At 46.8% G+C, this 24,929-nt stretch carries 20 protein-coding genes and 1 pseudogene; 9 read left to right on the top strand and 12 right to left on the bottom strand.

What is annotated here, in order from left to right:
* Window positions 1–73 precede the first annotated feature (73 nt).
* Window positions 74–1,624 (top strand): hypothetical protein, encoded by a 1,551-nt coding sequence (locus tag Q1B11_RS14175; protein WP_299733814.1) that lies wholly within the window; start codon window positions 74–76, stop codon window positions 1,622–1,624.
* Between the two features lie 66 nt (window positions 1,625–1,690).
* Here the strand turns inward: Q1B11_RS14175 and Q1B11_RS14170 are convergent, their stop codons facing one another.
* Window positions 1,691–2,449 (bottom strand): SDR family oxidoreductase, encoded by a 759-nt coding sequence (locus Q1B11_RS14170; RefSeq protein WP_299733812.1) that lies wholly within the window; start codon window positions 2,447–2,449, stop codon window positions 1,691–1,693.
* Window positions 2,450–2,608: 159 nt separating this feature from the next.
* On the opposite strand from Q1B11_RS14170, the gene Q1B11_RS14165 reads away from it, so the two are divergent.
* The 5 genes from Q1B11_RS14165 (at window position 2,609) to Q1B11_RS14145 (ending at window position 8,704) form a co-directional block, all read left to right on the top strand.
* Complete coding sequence (locus tag Q1B11_RS14165; protein WP_299733810.1) at window positions 2,609–3,319, top strand: DUF2470 domain-containing protein; 711 nt, start codon at window positions 2,609–2,611, stop codon at window positions 3,317–3,319.
* A gap of 131 nt (window positions 3,320–3,450) precedes the next feature.
* Window positions 3,451–3,936 carry an FxsA family protein gene (locus tag Q1B11_RS14160; protein WP_299733808.1) on the top strand — a complete coding sequence of 162 codons (486 nt, stop codon included), beginning with the start codon at window positions 3,451–3,453 and terminating at the stop codon, window positions 3,934–3,936.
* Between the two features lie 419 nt (window positions 3,937–4,355).
* A complete protein-coding gene (locus Q1B11_RS14155; protein WP_067514951.1) occupies window positions 4,356–4,649 on the top strand; it encodes a co-chaperone GroES in 294 nt (97 codons plus the stop codon).
* Between the two features lie 57 nt (window positions 4,650–4,706).
* Window positions 4,707–6,350, top strand: a complete 1,644-nt coding sequence (gene groL / locus Q1B11_RS14150; RefSeq protein WP_067514952.1) for a chaperonin GroEL — start codon at window positions 4,707–4,709, stop codon at window positions 6,348–6,350.
* 338 nt (window positions 6,351–6,688) lie between these two features.
* Window positions 6,689–8,704 (top strand): hypothetical protein, encoded by a 2,016-nt coding sequence (locus tag Q1B11_RS14145; RefSeq protein ID WP_299733802.1) that lies wholly within the window; start codon window positions 6,689–6,691, stop codon window positions 8,702–8,704.
* A gap of 14 nt (window positions 8,705–8,718) precedes the next feature.
* Here Q1B11_RS14145 and Q1B11_RS14140 read toward each other — a convergent pair whose 3' ends face one another.
* Entirely contained in the window at window positions 8,719–9,855 is a 1,137-nt protein-coding gene (locus Q1B11_RS14140; protein ID WP_299733800.1) for a cupin domain-containing protein, read from the bottom strand.
* 73 nt (window positions 9,856–9,928) lie between these two features.
* Here Q1B11_RS14140 and Q1B11_RS14135 point away from each other — a divergent pair, with 73 nt between their 5' ends.
* Window positions 9,929–10,570, top strand: a complete 642-nt coding sequence (locus Q1B11_RS14135) for a glutathione S-transferase family protein (protein ID WP_299733798.1) — start codon at window positions 9,929–9,931, stop codon at window positions 10,568–10,570.
* Window positions 10,571–10,617: 47 nt separating this feature from the next.
* On the opposite strand, the gene astB is transcribed toward Q1B11_RS14135, so the two are convergent.
* The 4 genes from astB to Q1B11_RS14115 form a co-directional block, all read right to left on the bottom strand.
* Window positions 10,618–11,958 (bottom strand): N-succinylarginine dihydrolase, encoded by a 1,341-nt coding sequence (gene astB / locus Q1B11_RS14130; protein WP_299733796.1) that lies wholly within the window; start codon window positions 11,956–11,958, stop codon window positions 10,618–10,620.
* Between the two features lie 78 nt (window positions 11,959–12,036).
* Window positions 12,037–13,518, bottom strand: coding sequence for a succinylglutamate-semialdehyde dehydrogenase (gene astD, locus Q1B11_RS14125; protein WP_299733794.1), 1,482 nt, complete (start codon window positions 13,516–13,518; stop codon window positions 12,037–12,039).
* Between the two features lie 50 nt (window positions 13,519–13,568).
* On the bottom strand, window positions 13,569–14,624 hold the full coding sequence (gene astA / locus Q1B11_RS14120) for an arginine N-succinyltransferase (protein WP_299733792.1): 1,056 nt from the start codon (window positions 14,622–14,624) through the stop codon (window positions 13,569–13,571).
* Window positions 14,625–15,215: 591 nt separating this feature from the next.
* The gene (locus tag Q1B11_RS14115; RefSeq protein WP_299733790.1) at window positions 15,216–16,427 is read right to left on the bottom strand and encodes a restriction endonuclease; all 1,212 of its coding nucleotides are present in this window, start codon (window positions 16,425–16,427) and stop codon (window positions 15,216–15,218) included.
* Window positions 16,428–16,824: 397 nt separating this feature from the next.
* Here Q1B11_RS14115 and yiaY point away from each other — a divergent pair, with 397 nt between their 5' ends.
* Window positions 16,825–17,976: an L-threonine dehydrogenase gene (gene yiaY, locus Q1B11_RS14110; RefSeq protein WP_299733789.1), complete on the top strand. Its 1,152-nt coding sequence runs from the start codon at window positions 16,825–16,827 to the stop codon at window positions 17,974–17,976.
* Window positions 17,977–18,188: 212 nt separating this feature from the next.
* Here the strand turns inward: yiaY and Q1B11_RS14105 are convergent, their stop codons facing one another.
* Window positions 18,189–18,434, bottom strand: coding sequence for a DUF2164 domain-containing protein (locus Q1B11_RS14105; RefSeq protein WP_299733787.1), 246 nt, complete (start codon window positions 18,432–18,434; stop codon window positions 18,189–18,191).
* Window positions 18,435–18,622: 188 nt separating this feature from the next.
* Here Q1B11_RS14105 and Q1B11_RS14100 point away from each other — a divergent pair, with 188 nt between their 5' ends.
* Complete coding sequence (locus Q1B11_RS14100; protein ID WP_299733785.1) at window positions 18,623–18,844, top strand: hypothetical protein; 222 nt, start codon at window positions 18,623–18,625, stop codon at window positions 18,842–18,844.
* A 281-nt stretch (window positions 18,845–19,125) separates the two neighbouring features.
* On the opposite strand, the gene Q1B11_RS14095 is transcribed toward Q1B11_RS14100, so the two are convergent.
* The 5 genes and pseudogenes from Q1B11_RS14095 to Q1B11_RS14075 form a co-directional block, all read right to left on the bottom strand.
* Window positions 19,126–22,197 (bottom strand): ShET2/EspL2 family type III secretion system effector toxin, encoded by a 3,072-nt coding sequence (locus tag Q1B11_RS14095; RefSeq protein ID WP_299733783.1) that lies wholly within the window; start codon window positions 22,195–22,197, stop codon window positions 19,126–19,128.
* A gap of 257 nt (window positions 22,198–22,454) precedes the next feature.
* A pseudogene (locus Q1B11_RS14090) lies at window positions 22,455–22,745 on the bottom strand (transposase domain-containing protein); the annotation flags it as partial.
* A 152-nt stretch (window positions 22,746–22,897) separates the two neighbouring features.
* Window positions 22,898–24,151 carry an IS66 family transposase gene (locus Q1B11_RS14085; RefSeq protein WP_299733781.1) on the bottom strand — a complete coding sequence of 418 codons (1,254 nt, stop codon included), beginning with the start codon at window positions 24,149–24,151 and terminating at the stop codon, window positions 22,898–22,900.
* A gap of 69 nt (window positions 24,152–24,220) precedes the next feature.
* Window positions 24,221–24,580 (bottom strand): IS66 family insertion sequence element accessory protein TnpB, encoded by a 360-nt coding sequence (gene tnpB / locus Q1B11_RS14080; protein ID WP_299733779.1) that lies wholly within the window; start codon window positions 24,578–24,580, stop codon window positions 24,221–24,223.
* On the bottom strand, window positions 24,577–24,929 hold a 353-nt coding region (locus tag Q1B11_RS14075), incomplete at its 5' end, for a hypothetical protein (RefSeq protein ID WP_299733777.1). The genes Q1B11_RS14075 and tnpB, both read right to left, overlap by 4 nt.

Here is a 24,929-nt window from a genome sequence, read left to right as displayed (position 1 = left end):
TATTACTTATTAGCACAGGATGAATAACTCGAATAATACAAGACTCCTTTCTCACTAAATAAGGATACAGAATATGCTGCCATATCGCTCAGAAGGAACACTTGGTTCTCCAGGTATTTCAGAAAAAGTGGAGCCAAGAAAGCCTCTACGTGACGACAGCCGCACATATAAAGGGCATGATGTTTCTAAAATTCGAAGTGGAACAAAAAGAAACAGTGCCGCATTAAAAGACAGTGCCACTGACTCTCTTAAAAAAGAATATTTGCCGGTTACAAAGCGCAGAGCTCTGCACCAAGAATCACCGGTCACTTCAATATCATCGTCTTCGAAGGCACTAAGTAGTGATACAAAATTATTGCAAGCTCTTTTAGCAGCGGGAATCCCTTGCACTGTCAACGCGCAAACCACCACCACCACCGCTACAACGACTACAGAGAGTTTAAATCAGGTTATTGGTTTTAATAGTGCAGTGTTCGGGCAGGCATTAAAAGAAAGTACAGAATGCGTGGCATTTCTCAAAGTAGCGTTCAATGACGCATTAACTGACGCTCAGAAAACCCTTAAAAACAAGGCATTGATTGGTGGTGCAGCTGCGGCCACCTTTTTAACCGCTTGGGTAGCAACATCAACTATTGTTGCAGGCATTCTGGGAAGTCAACTTTCAGGAAGCAATTCAGAGTTACTAATTAAGTCAATCGAGGGTATAACCAAACTATGGGCAGCTTATAAACTACACCAGCTCATCCAGCTCGGGGCTGATTTAAAGCAGTTACCTGATAGTCAAGATCCAGCGAGGCCGTCAGGAAACGAAGCATTCGCAGCCTCTTCAGATGACGTTGAAGAAGGTCGTAACATTAATGAACAACCTTCTAGCTCAAACGCAACAAACAACCCAGGAAACGGGAGAACCGCTCTCGAACAAAAATACAATGAAAGACTTCAAAGTAAGTCTGAAGATTTATACGGCAATTTATCAAACATCATAAAGTACGTATGTGTTCAGACCGCAAGGGAAGGAGGTGAACTTGGTGTACTAAGCGGAGTCACCTTAACGCCATACTTTTTGGCAGGCACCCATATTGCCGGGGGCATAGGTACGATAGCCCTGAGTGGGCTCTCAGGCATTGCGGCCCCCATTGCTGGCTACCATTTATTAAAAGGCACTGTTATGTTGGTAGCCGAACTTGAGAAAAAATTTGGCCATACTGACTGGGTAGCAAAAAAATGCGATGGTTTTATCGGTTCATCAGGTGATTGGATTAAAGATATGCTGGTTTTGACCCTACTATCCGTTGGTGTTCATGAAATAGAAGAAGTACTGGGAATTGATGTAAAACTGTGGGATCTGAAAACGATAAGCCCACTATTCTCGGAGAAGCTTGCCCCACTTGCCATAGTTGCAGCCTTGTTACCTTACGATGCAGACCCAACATTTTGGCAGGCGATGGTTATCTTTTACGCATGGACTAAAAACGCGATTATACCCGGTGTGAAATTTGCTTATCACAAATTTCAAGAGATATATCAAAACTGTAAAAGTGATACCGTAGAAAATAACAGTGCCGGGAACACTACTTCGTTATCAACACACACTAATGAAGCTTACGATACAAGCCCGGTGTAACCATTGGTACGGATAATGACAAAAAACCAAAAGTGCCTTTAGCTTGTACTTTGGTTTTTTCGTCCTTTACAACTTTAACCCACCATCCAGCTCCAGAGTTCTGCCATTGTAATAATCATTTTCGAAAATAAACCCTACCGTTTCTGCAATTTCGTCCGGAGTTCCCATCCGGCCAACAGGAATCCCTGAGCAGAGTCTGGCTTTGGCTTCTGGCTTCATGCCACCTGTCATTTCCGTTTCAATTACACCGGGTGCCACTGCTGCACAACGGATGCCGTATTTTGCCAGCTCTTTAGACCAGGTCACGGTCATGGCAGAAACGCCCGCTTTTGCAGAGGAATAATTGCTTTGCCCGTAATTACCTTCCCGCGCGATGCTGGCGATATTCACAATCACCCCCTGAGAGCCGCTCTCAACCATACTGGCAGCGACTTCCCGGCCACAGAGAAAAACACCGGTAAGATTCACATTGATGACCGACTGCCATTTTTCCAGAGGGAGTTTTTCGATCTTGCCATCTTTTACTTTCAGCAAAAGCCCATCTCGCAAAATGCCGGCATTGTTCACCAAGCCATTCAAAGGCCCAAGTTCACTGGTCGCTTTTTTTACCGCACTCACAACCTGCTCTTCTTCTGAAACATTGGCAACATAGGCAAACGCCTTCGCACCTTTTGCACGACAGATTTCCACCGCTTGAGAAAGTTCTGGTGATTCCAGATCGATCAAACCAAGATTGGCACCACGTTCAGCAAACCAGCTTGCCATTGCCAGCCCCAAACCTCTGGCGCCACCGGTAATCAGGATGTTTTTATTGTTCAGATCCATAACTGCACTTCTTTCTATTATTTGTTTTTCAGTACTCCGCCATCCTGAAACGGCCGATGTAAAAACACAACCACTTTATATGCTATTGATAATTAATCTCATTCCCATATAATCTCAGCCACACATATAATCTATAAAATTGCAGAGGATTCCGCCTAAATGGATACGAAAGAAACTGCCGCTTTTGAAGCCAGAAAATTATTGACGGGCGAGTACCACGGCATACTTTCAACCCATTCTAAAGATGTGCCTGGCTATCCATTCGGTTCTGTTATGCCTTATTGTCTGGATGCCAATGGCTGCCCCATTATCCAGATCAGCACCATTGCTCAGCACACCAGGAACATTGAAGAGAACCCTCGGGTTTCTTTGATCGTCAGCGAAACGGATACCGATGATGTACACACCGCTGGTCGTCTAACCTGGATGGGCGATGCACAGAAAATAGAAGACAGTGAAGAGATAGCCGAGCACTACTTTAACTTCTTCCCTCAAGCCAGAAACTACAGCAACACGCACAACTTTGATTTTTATCGAATCAATCTGGTGAAAGCACGCTTTATTGGTGGATTTGGTAAAATCTTCTGGGTTAAAAACGAACTACTCTGCCAGGAAAACCCATTTTTCGGCGAGGCGGGCAAAGGCATGATCGATCACATGAACGAAGACCATGTGGATGCCATGGTGAAATATTGTCTGGCTGCTAATGTTGTGATTCCGGAAGGCGTATCACCTAAAATGGCTGGCGTGGATGCAGAAGGCATGCATATTTTGCTGGGTAAAAAGGTGATTCGTATTCAATTCCCGGAAAACGCCTCTACACCAATGGAAGTGCGTCAACAGATGGTAGCGATGGCGAAGGCCGCCTGACTATCTTTATAGTGTATATAAATCAAGGCTACCCGGTTGACCGAGACAAAAGCCAAACTCATCAACCCAAGTCTTGAAATAACACGACACCGCCTCTATATAGGAAGCTCACCTAATAAATGGAGCCTCTAATGCGCTTCCTGTTTTTATCGTTTATTCTGCTGCCCATTCTGGAAATGGTCGTCCTTATCAAAGTGGGCAGTGTCATCGGGGCATGGAATGCCGTTGCACTGGTGATTATCTCTGCGTTTGTCGGCATCAATATCATTCGCAGCCAGGGGTTCAGCAATGCGCTGAAGACTCGTCAAAAGCTGGCCGCTGGCGAATCGCCTGCGGTGGAAATGCTGGAAAGCCTGTTTATTGCGGTGGGTGGCCTGCTGATGATTATCCCCGGCTTTATCACAGATTTTGCCGGCATCCTGATGCTGATACCACCGCTGAGAAGGTGGATGATCAAAAGCTGGTTCCGGAAAATCGGTATGAAAGCCCAGCAAAGCAATATCTACGAAGCGGAATATCGACGGGAGTCCGATGGGTTCCATACGCAAACACACATTAGTCACACGATTGATGGCGACTTCACCCGAGAGTCTGATGATCAGAGGCCTAAGCAGTAAATAATCACTAAGTAGTTGGCCATTTGGAATCGAATATTTCTGGCTTGTTGACCAGGTTCTCTGCAAGGCGCAACGGCGGGAGCATAGCGAGCTATGTGACCAGAGTTGCAACGCAGTCAGAGAGCCTGACCAATGAGTCAGAAAATATGTTTTCAGGTGGTTAACTACTTATGTTTACTGATCAAATTTCCCTGACTGGTGAACATTCTTCTTGTTTCCCGGTCTATTCTTTTGTGCCATCAGGTATATCGAGCAAAAAAATCATTTTTTTTTCTTCCGGCTCTTGAAAACGCAAGTATGTACCCATACTAAGTGAACACCTGATAAAGCTTCGCTGATTGGCAGGTCTGGGCTTATCTGAACAGTACCTTTCTACCTCGAAGCGGAATAAACCAAGCAAACTGTTGGAGAAATAATCGATGAAAATCCGTCCGTTGCGTGATCGCGTGGTCGTTCGTCGTGTCGAAGAAGAAACTACCTCTGCTGGCGGTATCGTTCTGCCAGGTTCTGCAACTGAAAAGCCTAATCAGGGCGTTGTAGTTGCAGTTGGCGATGGCGTATACCTGGACAACGGCGAAGTACGTCCAGTAGGCGTCAAGGTAGAAGACAAAGTTATCTTCGGTAAGTACGCAGATTCCAACACCGTGAAGATTGACGGTGAAGAGCTGATCATTCTGTCTGAAAGCGACCTGTACGCCATTCTGGAAAGCTGAAACTCCCGGCAACCGTCGTATCAGATTGCAGATTAATAGTTATTAGGATTACCGATCATGGCAGCTAAACAAGTAAAATTCGGCGACGAAGCTCGCAAAGAAATGCTCAAAGGCGTCAACATTCTTGCTGACGCAGTAAAAGCGACCCTCGGCCCTAAAGGTCGTAACGTTCTGCTGGAAAAATCCTTCGGCGCGCCAACCATCACTAAAGATGGTGTTTCCGTAGCCAAGGAAATCGAACTGAAAGACAAGTTCCAGAACATGGGCGCCCAGCTGGTTAAAGAAGTGGCTTCCCAGGCTAACGATCAAGCAGGTGACGGTACCACTACCGCGACTGTACTGGCTCAGTCCATCCTGAACGAAGGTCTGAAGTACGTTGCCGCTGGCATGAACCCAATGGACCTGAAGCGCGGTATCGACAAAGCAGTTGCTGCAGTTGTTACTGAACTGAAGAACATGTCCACACCTTGCACCGACAGCAAGTCCATCGCTCAGGTAGGTACTATCTCTGCAAACTCCGACGAAGTGGTTGGTCAGATCATCGCTGAAGCCATGGAAAAAGTAGGCAAAGAAGGCGTTATCACTGTTGAAGAAGGCAGCGGTCTGGAAAACGAACTGGAAGTTGTAGAAGGCATGCAGTTCGACCGTGGTTACCTGTCTCCATACTTCATCAACAATCAGGAAAGAATGTCTGCGGATCTGGAAAGCCCATTCATCCTGCTGGTTGACAAGAAAATCTCCAACATCCGCGAGCTGCTGCCAGCTCTGGAAGCCGTTGCCAAAGCCGGCAAGCCTCTGCTGATCATTGCTGAAGACGTTGAAGGCGAAGCCCTGGCGACTCTGGTTGTGAACAACATGCGCGGTATCGTTAAGGTAACTGCCGTTAAAGCGCCAGGCTTTGGCGACCGTCGCAAAGCCATGCTGCAGGACATCGCTATCCTGACTGGCGCTACCGTTATCTCTGAAGAAGTTGGCCTGTCTCTGGAAACAACGACTCTGGACGACCTGGGTACTGCCAAGCGCGTACAGATTACTAAAGAAGAAACCGTTATCGTTGATGGTGCTGGCGTACAAGCTGACATCGTTGCTCGTGTTGAGCAGATCCGTGCTGAGATCGAGAACTCTTCTTCCGACTACGACAAAGAAAAACTGCAAGAGCGCGTAGCCAAGCTGGCTGGCGGTGTTGCGGTTGTTAAGGTTGGCGCTGCTTCTGAAGTAGAAATGAAAGAGAAGAAAGCCCGCGTTGAAGACGCCCTGCACGCTACCCGTGCTGCGGTTGAAGAAGGTGTGGTTGCCGGTGGTGGTGTTGCCCTGGTTCGTGCTCTGACTGCGATCAACGTTGACGCGATCAATGTTGAGCAACAGGCGGGTGTTGATCTGATCCTCCGCGCTCTGGAAGGCCCGATCCGTCAAATCGCCAACAACTCCGGTGACGAAGCTTCCGTGGTAGTTGATAAGGTGAAAGCCGGCTCCGGTAACTTCGGTTACAACGCAGCGACTGGCGAATACGGCGACATGATCGAAATGGGTATCCTGGACCCAGCCAAAGTAACCCGTTCTGCTCTGCAGGCGGCGGCTTCTGTTGCTGGTCTGATGATCACCACTGCGGCTATGGTTGCTGATGAGCCACAAGAAGATGCACCTGCTATGCCTGATATGGGCGGCATGGGCGGAATGGGTGGTATGGGCGGCATGATGTAATGCCTTCCGGCTGGTAGCTGTTTTCTGATATCTACCAGCCAAGCCCTTTATGATGAGCATTCGTCATAGAATCTACAAAAAACCGACGCATTTTAGCGTCGGTTTTTTTATGCTTGATCGCTTAGGCTTAATACCGGAAAAATCAATAAAATCATAGAGTTAAACCAAATCAATCGATTTTTCCAACCAATGTCCAATTTTCTACCCATGCACACCCTGTCAAAATACACTCTCTAATACTCTGCTCATACGGCGTTCATTAACAATATCCCGTTATTAATCGAGGGTTAACTATCATTAAAACAAGTATTAATGAGATGAATTGAAAGGGATTTAACATGGCAGGCACGCGCGTAGATAAAAGCATTCCCACCAAAAATCTGGAGCCCTCACTTCCAAAAGACCCTATACAAGCAGGGCAAAAACAAGGAAAAGCAGTCACTCCTGTCAACCCGAAAAATCAGATCCCAAGCCCACCGGCTCCAGAGCATACCCAGGACAACCAAAGGGATGTAAAGTCTGTTGAACAAGAATCAGCGGATAATAACCCAATCCAAAAACAATCATCTCCTGAAGCGATCTCCAAGATTCAGGAAATTCTCAAAGAAGACGGAACATTGGCTCAGAGCTACAAAAAACTGGTTAAGAAAAACTCTGTTCAGCGTACCAGTGATATTCTAGAAGCGTTATTACATGACAACAGTTTGTGGAAAAAGAAGCCTGATAAAGCACTAACATCGTTTATCAAAAAATTGAACCCACTTATAAAAGACATCTCGAGCCTGAAGATAGCCATTGATATAGCGCCCTATGGAAAAGTACAGTTGATTCCAGCAGGCGATCAGCTAAAAGCACTGTCGACTGATCAGCTGAGAGAACTGGTGGAGGTTTCGCTGCAATTGGCAAAAGGCATGTTGCCACTGGTAGAGCTGGATCAATCAGACAATCAAAACTCACGCCAGAATATAGAAACCCTTGAGCATGAAGTTCAAGCAAACATTTCAGAGCTCAGTGAAGAGCATCAACAACAGGTTAGAGAAAAACTGAAAAGTGTTCAAAACCCTACATTACATATCAGCATTCGCGGGATTGATCTCTGGCCTGATATTCAGCCAGCGCTGGATACTACAAACCAAACTATATTAAGCCAAAATGACCAACCAGAATTACCAAAGGGCAAAACGCCAGAGGAAGCGGCTTTAATTGCAACTAGAATCGAGAAGTTCAGCCAAGCTGCAGCGGGCGATGGTCTTAAGCCTGAGGACATCAAAGCTAACAATCAGAGAAAAAAACTAGTTAATGATGAGATTGCAAAGCATTTTCAAAAGACACAAAGAAAGCTTAATGAAGAATCAGAAACCCCAAGAATACCAAAACCACCTAAAGTACCAACACCACTAAAAACACCTGAAACAGAAAAAGCGCCCCTTCCCCCTAAATCACCAACAGCACCAGTACCAGCAGTTACTGCTAACTCAAAACAGCCCGTTATCAATCAGCAGAAAACAGAGGCAACCCAACTACTAGACCTTAATGAGCAGCAAATTCAGTTCTTTGAAAATGAGCAACTGTGGCAGTTCTTTGAAAGCAGCAAACAATATGATGAGGTCGCGGATATATTTCCACAGTTATTACGCAACCAAGAGTTCAATGAGATAAAAGCCGCTAAGGCTAGCCTCCAGCGCAACACTCTTGAAAAGCTGCCATCACTTGAAGAACTGATACAAAAGCGCCGCACTCTAAAATTAAAAGAACTGTATTTTACTGAAACACCCACGTCTGACCATGAAGAATTAAGTAATCGAGAAGTATGTAGTGATGATGTGGATTTTTTTCGTGCGTTCTATGCATACCCCATGGCGAATGAAAAGCCGCTTGACAATACCTATGGCGCTCAATACTTCTCAAATATGTTAAATACCATCAACGAGGATATGAATGCACCTGAGGAAACAAAGACAGCCATCATAAATGGGATAAAGAAATTCAATATACTGCTTAAAGAAGAAGCACCGGTGAATAGCACGTTAGGCAAAAAAGTGATTCAAGCACTCAATAAGCACTCTAATAAAACTCTGGCCGAAGCAATATTTACTCACTGTTTTACAACACCAGTATTCAACCATCGGAATTATGATGGGCTGATAAAAGCACTGGCTCTATCACAGCCGCTTAATTCTCATGATCTATTTGATCTTAAAAGTTTGACCGATTGCATTGCTTCTCAGTTAATGACAGATTTTGATATCCCTCTCTCTGACGGTAAAAGTGAAGGTATTCTCATCAAAGATGATCGATATATGTTGAGAGTTGCAGGTGATTTTTTTGATGCTGTTGATAAGGATGAAGAGTGATTGAGGCCTGCGCCTCAATCAAAATACAATCCCCCTTTTTGTACTAACTCCAAGAGCCATTGCTGCGTTCTCTGATCCTCAATACAAGACCATTCTGCGGCCAATAGTGCACCCTTCTTACATAGCACTTCTACCCATTCCAAAGCATTCAGCGGCAAATCATACTTTTCACCATCAACAAAAGCATAACAACAATTCCCTTTATAAAAAGCCAGTCGTGAGCCTTCACTGACCATTAGATCCGCACCTTCCAACTCTTCCAGAATAAGCGACCAATCAGTAATATCATCAGCCTGTTCCTGCTGATGTTTTGGCTCAGTCATAAAAGCACCAAACCACTGCGCAACCAGGGCTTTGTCATTGATGTATTGCTGCAGCACATCCTGAACCCGTTGTATCGAGTGTTCATCAATCAAGCCTGTATTCGATAAAACCCTCTGATCCGGATCCGAATACCTCAAACTTTCGCCCAGTTGATCTGACACATAATCGGTAAAGCCCATTAGAATTTCACGATGGCTTGGCGCACGAAAGCCTATAGAGATAGTCATACATTCTCCTTCCGCTACACCATGATGACCAAACCCCGGCGGTAAATAGAGAATATCACCCGGCCCCATCACATATTCAGCCTCGGAAGAAAACTCTGACAGAATATGCAATGGCGTATCAGCAACCACCGGTGCCGAGTCATCATAAACCGGACCAACCTGCCAGCGTCGTTTACCTTCCGCCTGAATCAGAAAAACGTCAAAGTTGTCATAATGTGGCCCCACATTACCGCCATCAACTGCATAGCTAATCATAATATCTTCCAGCCGCCATCGAGGCAGAAACTGGAAATACTCCAACAACGCATTCACTTCAGGCACCCAGTGTTCCACAGATTGAACCAGCATTGTCCAGTGAGATTCTGGCAATGTTGAGAACACCTCTTCATCAAAGGGCCCGTGACGCAAGGTCCAGGGCGTATCTCCATGCTCAATAATGAGGCGGGATTCCACCTCATCTTCCAGTGACAACCCCGCCAGCTCATCCGCTGAAATGGGCGAGACAAAGTTGGAAATCCCCTGACGAATCACCGTTGGTTTTTTCTGCCAGCACTCCCGAAGGAACTCAGCAGCGACAAAATTTTCTAGTTTTTTTCCCACAATACGGTTCGCTGAAATGATTGCTATTAAGGTACGATAGTCATCGTCAAATGTAACAACAAGGATTATAAAAATGAGCAAGCTCTATGGCGTGCCTGTCTCTCCCATGGCGCGCAAGGTTCTGGTCAGCCTTGAACTTAAAGGCATTAACTATGAAATCGTGCCTGTTACGCCATTCAATAAGCCGGATGATTTTTTAAACATCAGCCCTTTAGGAAAAATTCCAGCCTGGCAGGATCAAGACGTCACACTGGCAGATTCCACAGTGATCTGTGAGTATCTGGAAGACCGCTACCCAGACCACTCGCTTTACCCACCAGGTGCTGCCGATAAAGCAAAGGCTCGATGGATCGAAGAGTACGCAGATACGATCATGCTGCCAGCCCTTGGCTCTATTTTCTTTGAGCGCGTTGCTAAAAAAATGATCAACCAGCCTGCCGATGAGAGCAAAGTGCAGGATCATCTTGAAAAAAAATTACCGCCAATTTTCAACTATCTTGAAACATTGCTTCCTGATGCTGACTTCCTCTTCGGCGCAGACCTTCAGCTGGCAGACATTGCCCTGATAACCCATTTCATTAACCTTGCCCATGCCGGCGTTCACGTTGATAGCACGTTATATCCGACACTGGCCGCTTATGTTGAAAGAGTATTTCAGCACCCTGCTATCTCGCACAGGATCAGTGAAGATCAAAAGATGTTTGGTTTGAAGTAAAGAATAGCCCGGGCAACATGCATTATGCATTGCTGCCCGGACTATTCTTATCTCTGAAACGGATACACAGAACCCAGGTTCAGAATCTCCGTTAGTTCATCTAAAGCCGCTCTCGATTCATTCACCAATGCCGAATCCGCCAAATCCTGCTCCGTTAATCGATCACGATAATGCTTGTTCACCCAGTCACTGAGTTTATTGAAAGAGCCATCGTTAATCAGGCAGTTCTGGTTCGTTGCCAGCTGTTCTTGTTCTGTGAGAACCACCCGTAAACGCAGACAGGCCGGGCCGCCGCCATTATTCATACTCTGTCGTAAATCAAAAACTCTTACTTCGTCGATGGGGCTTGTACTGTCAGCAACCTGTTCCTGAAGATAACTCCACACTGCAGGCGTTTTTTGACATTCAGAAGGCACCACTATCAGGGTTCTACCATCCTCTAACGACAATAGCTGACTGTTAAATAGATAGCTTTTTACCGCATCGGAAACCGGTACTTTCCCGTCAGGCACTTCAACAATGTGAAAAGGCGTTGAACCGTATGCCTGTTGTAGCGACTGATACACCGCAGCCTGATTCAAAAAAGCCTGTTCATGACAGAACAGCAGATTTCGATTACCCACTGCGATCACATCATTATGGAAAACGCCCTGATCAATCACATCCGGGTTCTGCTGTGCATAAACCACTTTGTTCGGGTTCAACTGATGCAAACGAACAACAGACTGACTGGCCTCAAGGCTTTGTCTCGCAGGGTATTTCTGTGGAATCAGTGCATCAGGATTAAAAGCTTCTTTACCATAAACAAAGAACTCTACTCCCTGATCCCCATAGTCCTGACAGAAACGGGTATGGTTTGCCGCACCTTCGTCACCAAAATAGTCGGTGGATGGCAATGCAGGATGATGAACAAAGTGCTCAGAATGGTTAAATGTTGCCTGAAGGATTCTGCCAGTGACATCATGCTCAATTGAACGATGAAACTTATTGATCAAGTTGGCCGGAGTGAAATGCACTTTGCCATCGGCGGTATCCGCACTGGGAGAGACCGTTGCCGCATTAGCCGTCCACATGCTTGAGGCCGAGCTGCAGGCAGCCAGTACCGCAGGCATTTGACGAGCAGCGTCTTCTATCACACGGGCATCACTGCCAGCAAAACCTAGCCTGCGCAGCATGTTGACGTCAGGCCTTTCCTGAGGCGCCAGAATGCCCTGAACAAAACCCAGCTGGCTCAACGCCCGCATTTTCTCCAGGCCTTGCAACGCCGCCTGCTTAGGGTTGGCAGCACTGCCACCATGATTAATAGAGGCCTTATTGCCACGGGACAATCCAGCGTAATTGTGGGTTGGCCCTACAAGACCGTCAAAATTGGCTTCTACTGTCATCACTTTACTTCTTTTTATCTTGTCAAAAGCTGCACCCACAGCGTTAACCGAAGCCAACACTATGGTTAAGTATCAAGGTAGTTAAAGATCCAATCCCGGTGATAGCTTCTCCGGCATGATCAAGGATTCAGACTCCACACTGGCCACCGGAAACGCACAATAGTCCGCAGCAAAATAAGCACTGGGGCGGTGGTTTCCACTGTCACCCGGGCCACCAAAAGGCGCTGCACTGCTGGCGCCGGTAATAGGCCGGTTCCAATTCACGATACCCGCACGGATACGTTGTAGAAAACGTTGGTAGTCGTCTTCCGATTCACTGAATAAACCGGCCGAAAGACCAAAGCGGGTATTGTTTGCTATCGCAATGGCATCATCAAAACGGTCATATCGAATCAGCTGTAATAAAGGCCCGAAATATTCTTCATCCGGCAGATTCTCAATGGCAGAAACATCAATAATGCCTGGAGATACCAGACCAGTGCCTTCTTGAAGATGATTCACAGGAATAAGGCTTGTACCACCTTGAGCAACCAGACTTTCCTGTGCCGCAACAATCTGTTTTGCAGCCTGCTCAGAAATCAATGCCCCCATAAACGGTGCATCTTCATCATCCCACTGACCCACTTTGATTTTGCCAGTGGCCGTTGTCAGTGCAGCAACAAACTGATCACCCCACTCAGTGGAAGGCACAAACAAACGACGAGCACATGTGCATCGTTGGCCTGCCGTGATAAAAGCCGATTGAATGGTGTCGTGAACAGCAGCACGCAGATCGGACATCTCAGTCACAATCAGCGGGTTATTTCCACCCATTTCGAGGGCAAGAATCTTACCGGGCTGTCCACCATATTGCTGGTGAATCAGCTTGCCAGTATTTGAGCTACCGGTGAAGAAGAGCCCGTCAATGCCCGGATGGCCTGCCAGAGCAATGCCGGTGTCTTTTTCCCCCTGAACAAGGTTGATAACACCGTTTGGGATGCCAGCCTGTTCCCATAGTTCAATGGTTAACCCGGCAACGCCCGGTGTCAGTTCGCTGGGTTTAAATACAACCGTGTTGCCCGCCAGAAGCGCAGGCACAATATGACCATTCGGTAAGTGTCCGGGGAAGTTGTAAGGCCCAAATACCGCGACAACACCATGAGGCTTATGCCGAATCACGGCCTTCCCGACAGGCATCGGGTTTTCAACCGTACCTGTGCGCTCATGATAAGCCTTGATGGAAATGGCAATTTTACCCACCATAGCACCCGCTTCTGTTTTGGCTTCCCAAAGCGGCTTACCGGTTTCACGGGCGATCATCGTCGCCATGTCTTCTTTGTTTTCTTCCAGAAGGCGGGCAAATTCTTTAATAACGATTTCTCGTTCTGAAAACGGTTTAAAAGCCCAGCTTTCTGCTGCTTCACGGGCAGCGCTGATGGCCTGATCCACTTGGGAGATACTGGCACTGCTACCTTGCCATACCGCATCACCAGTGCCGGGGTTCAGGGATGAAAAGGGCTTTCCTTCTGCCTTTACCCACTCTCCGTTAATAAACAGACAATTTTCTTCACGCTTGTTTGACATTGTATGACCCTGTTTCTTTTACTTCTTACAATAGGGGTTAATGAATCAATTTATGAATCTTTTGATAAAGGAACAGCCCTTAACAGGTCACCCTCTTTAACGTTGAGCACATCTGCCTGATCTGGCGTTATGTTGACAGCATCCAAGCCTTGGAACGACAGGCTGCCCATTATGCAACGGAAGTCTGTTAGCTCTTTGTTAGCCATCAACCAACGACGCTGATCGGTTATATTGTTTTCGACAATGGCGACTTTGTATTCTCTGGAGTCAGCAATCGTCCGAATATCCTTCACCCTTGCATCCAACAACGGGCCGCCATCAAAAATATCCACATAGTTAGTATAGTGAAAACCTTCAGACTCGAGCAGACGTCTTGCTGGTGTCGTGCTTTCGTGGGTAACGCCAATGGCTTCACGGGCTTCATCCGGAAGCAGGTTGGTATAGATCGGGTGGCGGGGCATTAATTCGGCAATAAAGGCTTTGTCCACCGATGTCTGGCGATCGGCTTCCACAAAATCAACAGCAAAGAAATGTCGACCTAACGCTTCCCATACCGGGGATACTTCATCTTCATCACTATACCCGCGCATTTCTGCAAAAAGATCACTTGAGAATAGCTCTGGAAAATTAGCAATAAACATCAACCGGCATTTGGAGAGGAAGGCACCATTCTTTGAGTGACGATAGTCTGGCCTTAAAAACAGAGTACACAGTTCAGAAAGACCCGTATGATCACTGCAGAGCATCAAGGTCTCAACCATGGTGTAAACATCCAGCTGTTGAGACGCATGAACCTGCTTATTTACTTTATAGTTATACCAAGGCGCATCAAGACCCACGGCCGATTCGATGCCAGCGGTACCCACCACCTCGCCCGTGTCGGTATCTTCCATCACAAACAGGTAAAGTGAGTTCTCCTGATTTCTGTCAGCATCATCAAGACTTTTCCTTTCAGGCGCCAGAGAAAATGAGCCTACGGCCCAATCCAGTTTACCGTCCACCATGGGACGATTAGGTTGCAAAGAGGTAAAGCCGTTGCCTGTCTGGTTGGCAATTTTCCAGAGCGCCTCACGGTCTTTTTCTTGAATAGGGCGGATAACGATCATAGCAGGAAAGACCTTTCTTCTAATAATAAATCAGCGGCATACCGGTTAGACCGAATAGCCACACTACTGCACATGAAGATCTATTTAGAATCGCGATTATAACGATTAGTACGGTAACTGACACCGTTTCGGGAATTTCCTCTTATTTTTGATCAAAACATTAGGGTCTGTTGACGTTTCGTTACGTGCTCAGCGGATCTGGGCGCTCCTATGGCTAGGCGCAGTGCCGCAGGAATGCTCATTGCCTTTCAAGGTGCTGGAACAACGACATAGGGGCACCCTGATCCGCCCTTCGGGTGACTCAGAAAAACGCCCCCGCTTTGTCAGGCTTGCTCGGCGTAGAATGACTACGCACTTCACAAGCCTTTCGCGCGGTTGACGTTTTTCTGAGTCACTGAGCCTCGCAACGAAACGTCAACAGACCCTAGCAAATCTTCTGACTCAAAATATCGTAGAAAATTGAGGGGAATGCAAACTGCAGTCTCTTCCTATATGAGACTCCATTGCAGTTTTACTCGAAGCAAAATAACGTCTTATTGGCGTTCACACCTAGGGGAATAAGGTATACAAGGGTGTATCTGTAATATGCCATCAGCCTCTTGAACCGGTGAATCTTCCTTCGGCCCAAAGTTTTTCAAAGCGCAACCGTGCTTTTTTACGATGATTGACGCACTCCACCATATGCTCCCCGGAGCGCCACTCACCACATCCCCAAGGGGCTTCGGCTTCGTACCACTTAGTCCAGGCCTGACCTTTTACTTTTGCTGCAGCCTGATCCGCTGGATGATTGGTCAATTTCTCCCAGACAAACCCATCGTCTTCAGAAGCGTTTCTCTCTAACGCAGGTTCTGATGTAAGAGCCACACTAACGGCTGCTTCAAGCTGTTCATCTTCTGGAAGGATGGGAGCAGGGTCAACAGTGTCTATTTTTTTGATTTGAGCAACAGAGGGTTGAGCACTTGATATTTGAACACTTGATGCTTGAACAATGACGTCTTTCTTAACCGGCGGCTTTGGCGGTGCTATAACCACAGGCTGCGCTTCCGGTTTATTCAGCCAATCCAAGCCAACAAAACCACCCTTAACAGCAAGCCCTGCCACTAGCACGCAAAACAAAGCACCTGCCAGTATTGAACTCCGCCTATTTGGAACAGATGATGCCGCATCAAGATCAACGGTGCTTTCCTGCAGCTCCATGCTGCCTTCCGGAAAACCAGCCGAAGCAGTGGTTCCTTCCTTCACAATACGTCCCTTTATTCGAACTTTTTCCTCACAGCAGGGAAAGCTCTGACATCGCCAGAACGATCCCCCTGTGACTATTCCTTTAGATGCGGCTTTAAAAACCATTTTCAAACCGCAGGCAGGGCACGTCGGTATTGAGTAATTCTCCTCTAACGCGTCCTGCGCCAATCGCTCCTGATCATCTTCCGACAGCTGCGCCAGTAGTGGTAAAAACTGCGCTTCCGAAATCAGCCGGATATTTCTGCCATGGGCATAGGCTTTAGCACCCGCAGAGAAACCGTTGACGGATAAAATCATACCAAAAAGTACATCGTCCGTGTCCATAGCCTTGAACAGGGACTGTACATTTTTCATACCCGCTCTCGGCTGTGGCCAAATATTGCAGTTGACGTAAACCCGTTGTTTTTTCTCATCGGACAACGCTTTTTCCAGCACGATATCCACGCCGCCATCACGGGCATTGGTCAACCGGGTTTCATACCCCTGGCACTGAAAGTACTGCTGGCACAGCCTTTCAAAGCGCTTCCAGTCCATGTCCTGAAGATTTTCTATTGTTAACATCGGTACAATCAAGATCGGATACAGAGATCAACTGAGAGTAAGAAGGCCGCCTATAAATGCAATAAACGACAGTCATTATTAAATCCCAATTATGTCGACTGAATCACATTTGTAAACCTCTCTTTTGCACTTTCGTAGTAATTAACCATTATCTGACATCGTATTATTGCCATGATGGAAAGACTACCGGGGACTTGTTTAATAACCAGCGCGAAAACCGTTACACAGCCACCTAAACTACTGCTACCCGTTAACAGTACACTTTGTATACTCACCTCAGTTTCGCCATCCATTGACTCAAATCAAAATGAATATTCCCGATGGCATCTAGTATGTTTGTGTCTTTTTAATGCTCGTTTTTGAACGTGACACCATTTTCTGACGAAAGGACTTAACCATGACTGCAATGAAATTCTTCATGCCTGCTGTTAACCAAATGGGCAGTGGCTGCCTTGAAGCATCCATCAGCGATATCGCTGGGCTGGGCTTTAAAAAAGCACTGATCGTCACCGACAAAGTGCTGAACGACGTTGGCATGGTTGGTGCTGTTGTCGAAAAACTGGGTGCTGATGGCATAACCTCTGTCGTCTTTGACGGTACTCAACCAAACCCTACTTGCGGCAACGTTGAAGCTGGCCTGGCTCTGCTGCAGGAAAACGACTGTGACTTCGTCATTTCTCTGGGGGGTGGCTCTCCTCACGATTGCGCTAAAGGTATTGCGCTGGTCGCTTCTAATGGTGGTCATATTCGTGACTACGAAGGTGTCGACGTTTCTGCCAAACCACAGTTCCCTCTGGTTGCCATCAACACAACGGCAGGCACAGCGTCTGAAATCACTCGTTTCTGCATCATCACTGATGAAGTCCGTCATGTGAAAATGGCTATCGTGGATAAAAACACCACACCACTGATGTCAGTAAACGACCCTGCTCTGATGACTGGCATGCCCAAGTCTCTGACTGCCGCTACGGGTATGGATGCACTGACCCACGCGGTTGAAGCTTACGTTTCCACCATCGCTACACCCGTGACTGACTGCTGCGCCATCAAAGCCATCGAATTGATTCGTGATCATCTGGAAAACGCAGTAAACGACGGTGAGAACATGGAAGCCCGTGAAGCCATGGCTTACGCCCAGCTTCTGGCCGGCATGGCATTCAACAACGCCAGCCTCGGTTATGTACACGCCATGGCACACCAGCTGGGTGGTTTCTACGACCTGCCACACGGTGTCTGCAACGCGGTTCTGCTGCCACACGTACAAAGCTACAACGCACAGGTTTGCCCAGAGCGCCTGACCGATGTTGCCAAAGCACTGGGTGCTGATGTGACTGACATGAGTGCGGAAGAAGGTGCTGCGAAAGCCATAGAACTGATCAAGGCACTGTCTGCACGAATTGAAATCCCTGCAGGTCTTACAGTACTGGGCGTCAAAGAAGAAGACTTCCCAACCCTGACCGAAAATGCCCTGAAAGATGCTTGCGGTTTCACAAACCCTAAACAGGCAACGGCTGAAGAAATTACTGCCATCTTTGCGGCGGCTATGTAATTGTGCTTTAAAATAAGGTTATTTAAGACCTAACCGCTTGGCCAGTCGGTGCAGATTACCTGCATCGACTGACAACTCTCGTATAAATATTCCTCAACAATCTCTTCATATCGCCCGACGCTTTCTATCTACAGATTGCATTCACACATTATTAATAAGGACAAAAAGATCACATTTCATCATAAAGTTCTACACCATTATTGGCAGCTCTTTCACCGGGTAGGCTTTTCCAGCTCCTGCATCAGATATCCCATCTCTTCTGTTTTTTCCAAAAACAGCGTATGAGCATCCGTCAGCCCCTGATTATAAAAATGTGGGCCGATCTCTCTGGCAAAAAAATCGATCAGAAACTCTGCCTCAAAGCCACCAATCTCCTGCTCTAACTCAGTATCAAAGTACTCTTTGATTTTACTGATCAGCAGGTCTTTATCTTGTTTGGAGAGTTTTATTTTTTCCATTTTGTGGCCTCGTAATACTGCGTTTTTTCTATTATCTAACTTGTTGTTATAAATACCCAACCATAAGTAGTTAGCCGCATCAATCTGACAACATTCAAAACAACATAGGAGGGAATTCAATCAACCGGTAGATATTTGTAGGTGGCCTAAACTTTCTTCTATCCTTAAGTCTACCAATCCGTGCTCCCATGAAAATAGTCACCGTTGATCGCAACAATATGCCAGTGCATATGAATCTGGTGCAGGTATACGGCGCAGAGTTTTCAAAAATCATTCAAGACAAGCCTGATCAAAACGGCCTGTTCTCAGTAGACCCAAAAATCGAAGGCAATTTTATGGGTTACCTGCTTTATACCTGCCGCATTGACCGCCATCGAGAGAAAGTCTCCAGACACCTTCGAAGTATGTGATTTTTATGTCGTTCCCTATTTCAGAAAGAACAAGGTCGGCAAACGATTTATCTCCAGTATTTTCAGAGAACTGGGTAGCAGCTGGGAAATTAAACAAGTTGCAGGAGCTGATAATGCTGTCAAATTTTGGCGGGACGTTATCAATGATTACACGTCAGGTGACTATAAGGAGGATCAATACCAAGATGATAAATGGGGGCTGGTCACACGGCAACGCTTTAGTCATGCCAGCACTGAGCAGGCATGATCCGGCCGGAGTGTTTCGCCTTTAGTCATTACTTTTACTCCAATAGCCGCTGCTTTCTGCTTTCTTTCAACTCGCTGCTCTCTATTGCAGAGCTGTAACGACGGTATGCTGGAGAGCTATAGAGGCTCTGATCGTCTTGCAGGTGATCAGTGATCGATAGCAGCCGTTCTTTCGTATGCTGGCTCCGCTCACTGCCGAGTACCTGTCGTACAAAGGCATCGACACTATCTATGTTATCTTGCTGTATTGCCAAAACTAGGCCGGACTCTTTTTCAAACGCTCTTGGCGTCAGTAATCTGATGACGGCCTTACCATCCAACTGTTTGCTGCTCAATATGGCGTTTGTGTAGGCGTTTATACTCTCGGGGTTATCATCTCTAAACGCTGCATACAGCCCTGACTTAGTGGATCCATTCCCCGCTACCAACCTCTCTTTTGCATTTATGGGGAGATTGCTCTCCAGAATCACGCGAATGTAGACCCCAATAGGTTCTTCTTTACCATGCCTTAAACCAGAAAATAAACTTGGTGTATTCGTTACATTCTTTGCCTCTAACAAGTCAATTTTTTCACCTACACTCAGATTGCTTTCAAGTATACCTTCAGTTAATGCTCTGGTTACGTCTGCACCCCATCGCTCCATAGCGTCTCGTAAAAACTGATTACCTAACACTTGCTGTTTATCCGCAAATGAAAGGCTACTTGCCAGAACCACATCCAAATAGGATCGAACACTTAAGCAATGACCATGTTCACATGCTTTTCCAAGACCACGTTCATCTGGTGAAATACTTGCCGAGAGCAGTGCTATGGCCCCTTTTCTATCAAGGTGGTTGATGTGGTCTTTTAACCTTTCGGCAATATTTCCAATACCAAGATGTCCAAAGCTGAGTAGATTATTCAGTAATCCCGGCGTGAATTTGGTATCTACATAAGCAATAGCATTCTCAGACTCTTTGCCTGCAAACGGTGCTAATAGTGCCCCAGAAAAACCATCTTCCTCAAAATAAATATCAATAGATCTATCATCAAGTAAATCATTGAGAGAAACATTACCCAAAGCTTCTAACGACGGAACAATAAGATGCTGAACACGTAACGTGTCGTTAGGATCATAAAAAGATAGTTTAATCTCGGGGCGATCAGGGTAGCGCTTCACCCCTAAGCCCATTGCATGGCTATTGCTCACCAATACGTATCGAGCTTTTTCTGAATCCTCTTGATTATTTATCAATGCTTTCTTTATCGATTCACCTAAACGCTGAGTATCAAAATAATAACCTTCTTTGGGCTGCCTATGTTCAAACGATGAAAGATACTTTGCATCATTTGGAATTCCAGAGTGCCTGGCTATTTTATCCAGTGTATTAATGTCATAATATTTATTACTTTCTTTGGTTCCAAATACACCTCTGGCAAAGGCTAGCGCCAGGTGCCTGCACCATATTTTCTCGCCACTGTCTTCACGAACCGCTTTACCATTTAAGTTTCTTCGCCTCCCCCGTGACATATAGCTCAGAATTTTGGGTTCACTTTCATTCTCTTCATCATCCACAAAACCTGAATCAATACTTCCAGCATCGTCGTTAAACAATGTATTTTGCTCATACTCACGGCGCTCACTTTGGAGTTGCTCAAGTTTCTGCGCAATCAATGAGACATTCTTTGCTGACTGTTCATTAGGGAATGAATCGACGTCCAAAAATTCACTAGACGACGCCTGCAAAAGATCATCTTGAATATCTTCATCAAGATCACTGCTACGAATGCATTCAGTGAAAAGCTTAGCGACACCACTATGATGCTGATTCATCGCATGATACAACCCGGAAGTACCATCGCCACTTTCTGCAGACAACAGTTTACCTTTATCTTCGTCAGTGAGAGCATCATCCTTCAATACCCTTTCAACGAAGCACTGAGTCACTTTTTCATTGCCCTTAGCCATCGCCCAAAACAGCCCTGAATCCGCCGCTTCATTCTCCGACTTCAGCAGTAACACTTTCGCATCATTGCTCAACGGGCTGCCCAGTATTTGCTTTATATAAAGGTCAACAACTTCATCATTACCATCCCGCAAGGCGCGATTAAGGCCAGGCGTTCCTCCACGGCTTTGAGCAGAAAATAGAGACTGCTTTGCGCCTTCCGTGAGAGCAGGGCTAGCCAAAACCCGCTGCATATACTGTTGAACACAATCCACCTGTTCATTTAGCATGGCAACAAACAACCCTGACGGCCCTTCATCATTGTATTTGGCAGCAAGCAGATTGTGCTTTGAACCTCGTGTTAAAGAGCTGTTCAGGATGCCATCGACAAATGCATCAACACTGTCTAAACAACCAGCGTCTAATGCAACAAACAACGCGGGAGCACCTTCTGAATTTCTGGCAGACAACAGTTCGAGTTTCTCTGCCTTTGTTGCATGACTTTGCAATATAAGATCAATAACCAATTGGGCGGTATTGCCTTTATTTCCAACCAACGCTGCAAATAAGATGGACTCCCCTTTACTATTTTTAGATCCCAGCAGTGAGAAGGCATCATCATCATTTAATGTGTCGAGCGTTTTACGGAGTCCATCAATACCCTTCTTGGTTTCGAATGCCCCCGAACTCAGTAAATCATGCATCATTTCCGGGCTTGGCCTATTGCCAGGCCTAATCCCTAAAGGGTTATCTTCTTCAATATCTTCACAACCCTCATCCTTAAAGATTGATGATTCTGGAGCGACCTCGGCTGTCGGTGTCGATTGAATGCTGCACCTCTTCCCGTGCATGGCCGCAATATGGTCTTCAACAGTAAGGCTGTTTTTCTGTTGGTGGGAAACCCCATGCATCTTTGGTGTTTGAAGCGTTTTATTAGCAACAGTCGATGTAGCAGCCTTAACCGATAAGGAGGGTTCATGCCGGGTGATTTTTCGGGATGCTATTTGCTTTCCAATACTCTTTACCATTCGAGGTATCAAGCGAACGCAGGACTTAAGCACCGAAGCAAATCGACCTTTCCAGCTCTTGGATGACTTCTCATTCTGTACACTGCCGCCTTGATGCAGTGGCGTATTACGCTGGCCATGCACAATTAAACCAGACCGATTGCTTCCATCCATGGATAACGTTCCTGAAAGACCTCACTCCCTGAGTAAATCCAGGGATAAAGAAAGATTGGGACCATGCCAGATAGTCGGCGGCAAGCGATGTGGCTTAAGATCAAGCCCTGTTTCTCTGCCACCTTCAGCAAAGAAAGCCCAAAAAGAAAAAGCTGTCTTTCAGGTAGTTTTGATGAACCTTGCGACACTGTAAGTCAACTGCATGACTTGCTGTTGAGAAAGTAGCTTGGTAAACGACCGGGCAACAGCACCTTCCACTACTGGAAGTAATCCACTACCTTAATGTCATCTGGTGCAAGGCTGATTGGCAACAGGTGCTCGACGCAAGTTCCTTTTTCCAGTTGCGGCAACCTGGTCAATGCATAGCGAAACCAGGCATAGGGCTCCAGCCCGTTGGCCTTGGCGGTTTCTATCAGACTGTACAGTACCGCACTGGCGTTGGCTCCGTTCACTGAATTTGCAAACATCCAGTTCTTTCGGCCTATGACGAAAGGTTTGATGGCGCGCTCGGCAGCATTGTTATCCATTTCCACCAGACCACTGTCTAGGAGACTGACCGAGAATAGCGCCCGTAGCGAGGATGGTAGAAAATTGAGGATAAAAACTCTGTTTTGTGAAGTGAATAGTGGTGCTATTTGCTGAACAAAACAGAGTTTTTAGATCAATTTACTGCCACCACAGTAGGGCAACCTATTCTCGGTCAGGCTCCTAGGTAACGCGACAGATACGGCCACTGGTTCAGGGCATAGGTGATGGCTTTGCCCAGTTTGCTTTCTGGCAGGATTCTCGGTTTCTGCTTTTCCAGCCATCGTCGGAACTTGTCCATAATAGGACGGCTCTCGGTCTGGCGAACCTGATACCGTTCTTCTGTCGTTTTGTACTTGATCCGACGCTCGATAGCGTAGAGTTGCCGGATCATGTTGAGTGCTTGAGCCGGACGACTGATTTTCTGGCCGCTGTCGCCTTTCTTTTTTGGATGAGCATCCAGCGCTTCTTTGAACTTTCGGCGTGCGTGAGCCATGCAGCCTACCAATTCAATGTCTGGTTGCTTGCTGCTCAGGGTTTTATAAGCCGAGTGTCCATCGCACTGCAGGAAGCCTTTGAATCCTTCCAGAAAGGCCAGCGGGCATTGATGGTCGCGCCCTGTCTGATAGTCGTATAACACAATAGGCGATTCGAGCTGTTCACCCGTTCGGTACAGCCACATGTAGGATTTGCTCTGCGGGTGTCGGTCTTTCTCCTTGAGCACCTGCAGGGTGGTTTCGTCAGCCTGTATATAAGGTTGCCGGACCAGGTGGCGACACAGAGCTTCATACAGAGGCAGAAGCAGATTGGATGCACGGATCATCCATTCAGCCATGGTCGTACGGGAAATCTCAGCCCCCATGCGCTTGAGAATGAATTCCTGACGATACAGCGGCAGAGCATCGCAGTATTTGCTGGTAATGATCCAGGCCAGCAGTCCCGGTGTCGAAATACTTTTTGGAATCGGCATTTTGGGGACTGGCGCTGTCTTAACGCCCGATTCACAGGCACAGGCGTATTTCAAACGACGGATTTCCAGTACCTTAACCTGCGCAGGCACGATATCCAGCTTACAGCTGCTTTCATGACCAAACGCCTTGAGTTCGCCTCCGCAGCAGTCGCACTGTTTTTCTTCGTCAGGGATATCAACTTCTACCACGTCCCGTGGTAATTCGTCAGACAGCGTTTTCCTGACGGGCTTCTTGCGTTCGTGCGCGGGCACTTGCTGAACTTCTGGTTCATCCGCAGCTTCTTCCACCAGAGTCTCGGCTTCATTAAACAGAACGCCCTGGCCTTCGAAACGCTCACTGGATGCGCCGAATTGCTGATGCTTGCTCAGCCGGAACTGTTCTTCGTACCACGCCAGTTTCGCTTCAAGCTGGGTCACTTTCAGCTGAAGGTCTTCAAGGGTCTGGGTAGTTACGGTCACAGTATTCATGCCCGTTATTATCGCAGAACTTCATCACCATTTTATTGAGCCAGATTATGGCAATGATGATCAGGCCACCGCTTGGTAAAGCATCGGACGATGGGCGCTTTTCTGATGAAGAGGTAATCCATCCAGTAACCAGTTCAGCTCCCTGCGGGTAATGCTCACAGCGTCGTATGATGAATCAGCGGCAGGCCATTTGAATCGACCTTTCTCAAGGCGGCGGTAATAGAGCCAGAAGCCATTGGTTTGCCAGTGCAGAATTTTGAGTTTGTTCCGTCCACGGTTGCAGAATACAAACAAACTCTCTGAAAACGGATCAAGTTCCAGCACTTCACTAACAATCAAGGCAAGACCATCGATGGACTTGCGCATGTCAGTGACACCCGGTGCCAGATAGACGTTAAGAGACGTCGCATCGCCGATCATGCGGCCTCCAGAATGTTGAGAACGGACTGTAAAGCCACAGGATCAAAATCGGAAGAAAGCTCAATGCGAAAGCCACTGGAACTTATCAGGGTAATGCCGGAACCGCGGGTCTTTACCGATTGCGCTACTGATTGCTCTACTGATTTGTCGGTTGCCACATTGACGGGCAACAAAGAAACAGCGGGACTCACAGGCAAAGACTGCTTACTGTTGTAGCGTCGACGGTAATAACCAAATGACTTTATGGACAGCCCTTGTTGACGAGCGTATTCGGTTTGAGAAAGTCCAGATTGTTCCCACTGTTCAATATGCTGGAACCAGAATTGACGTTTATCGGACATGTTGCCTC

Origin of the sequence: uncultured Endozoicomonas sp. (assembly GCF_947495845.1) — a bacterium.
GTDB lineage: Bacteria > Pseudomonadota > Gammaproteobacteria > Pseudomonadales > Endozoicomonadaceae > Endozoicomonas.
Note: the sequence above shows the minus strand (reverse complement) of the source record. Positions and strands in the feature narration are given on the sequence as shown.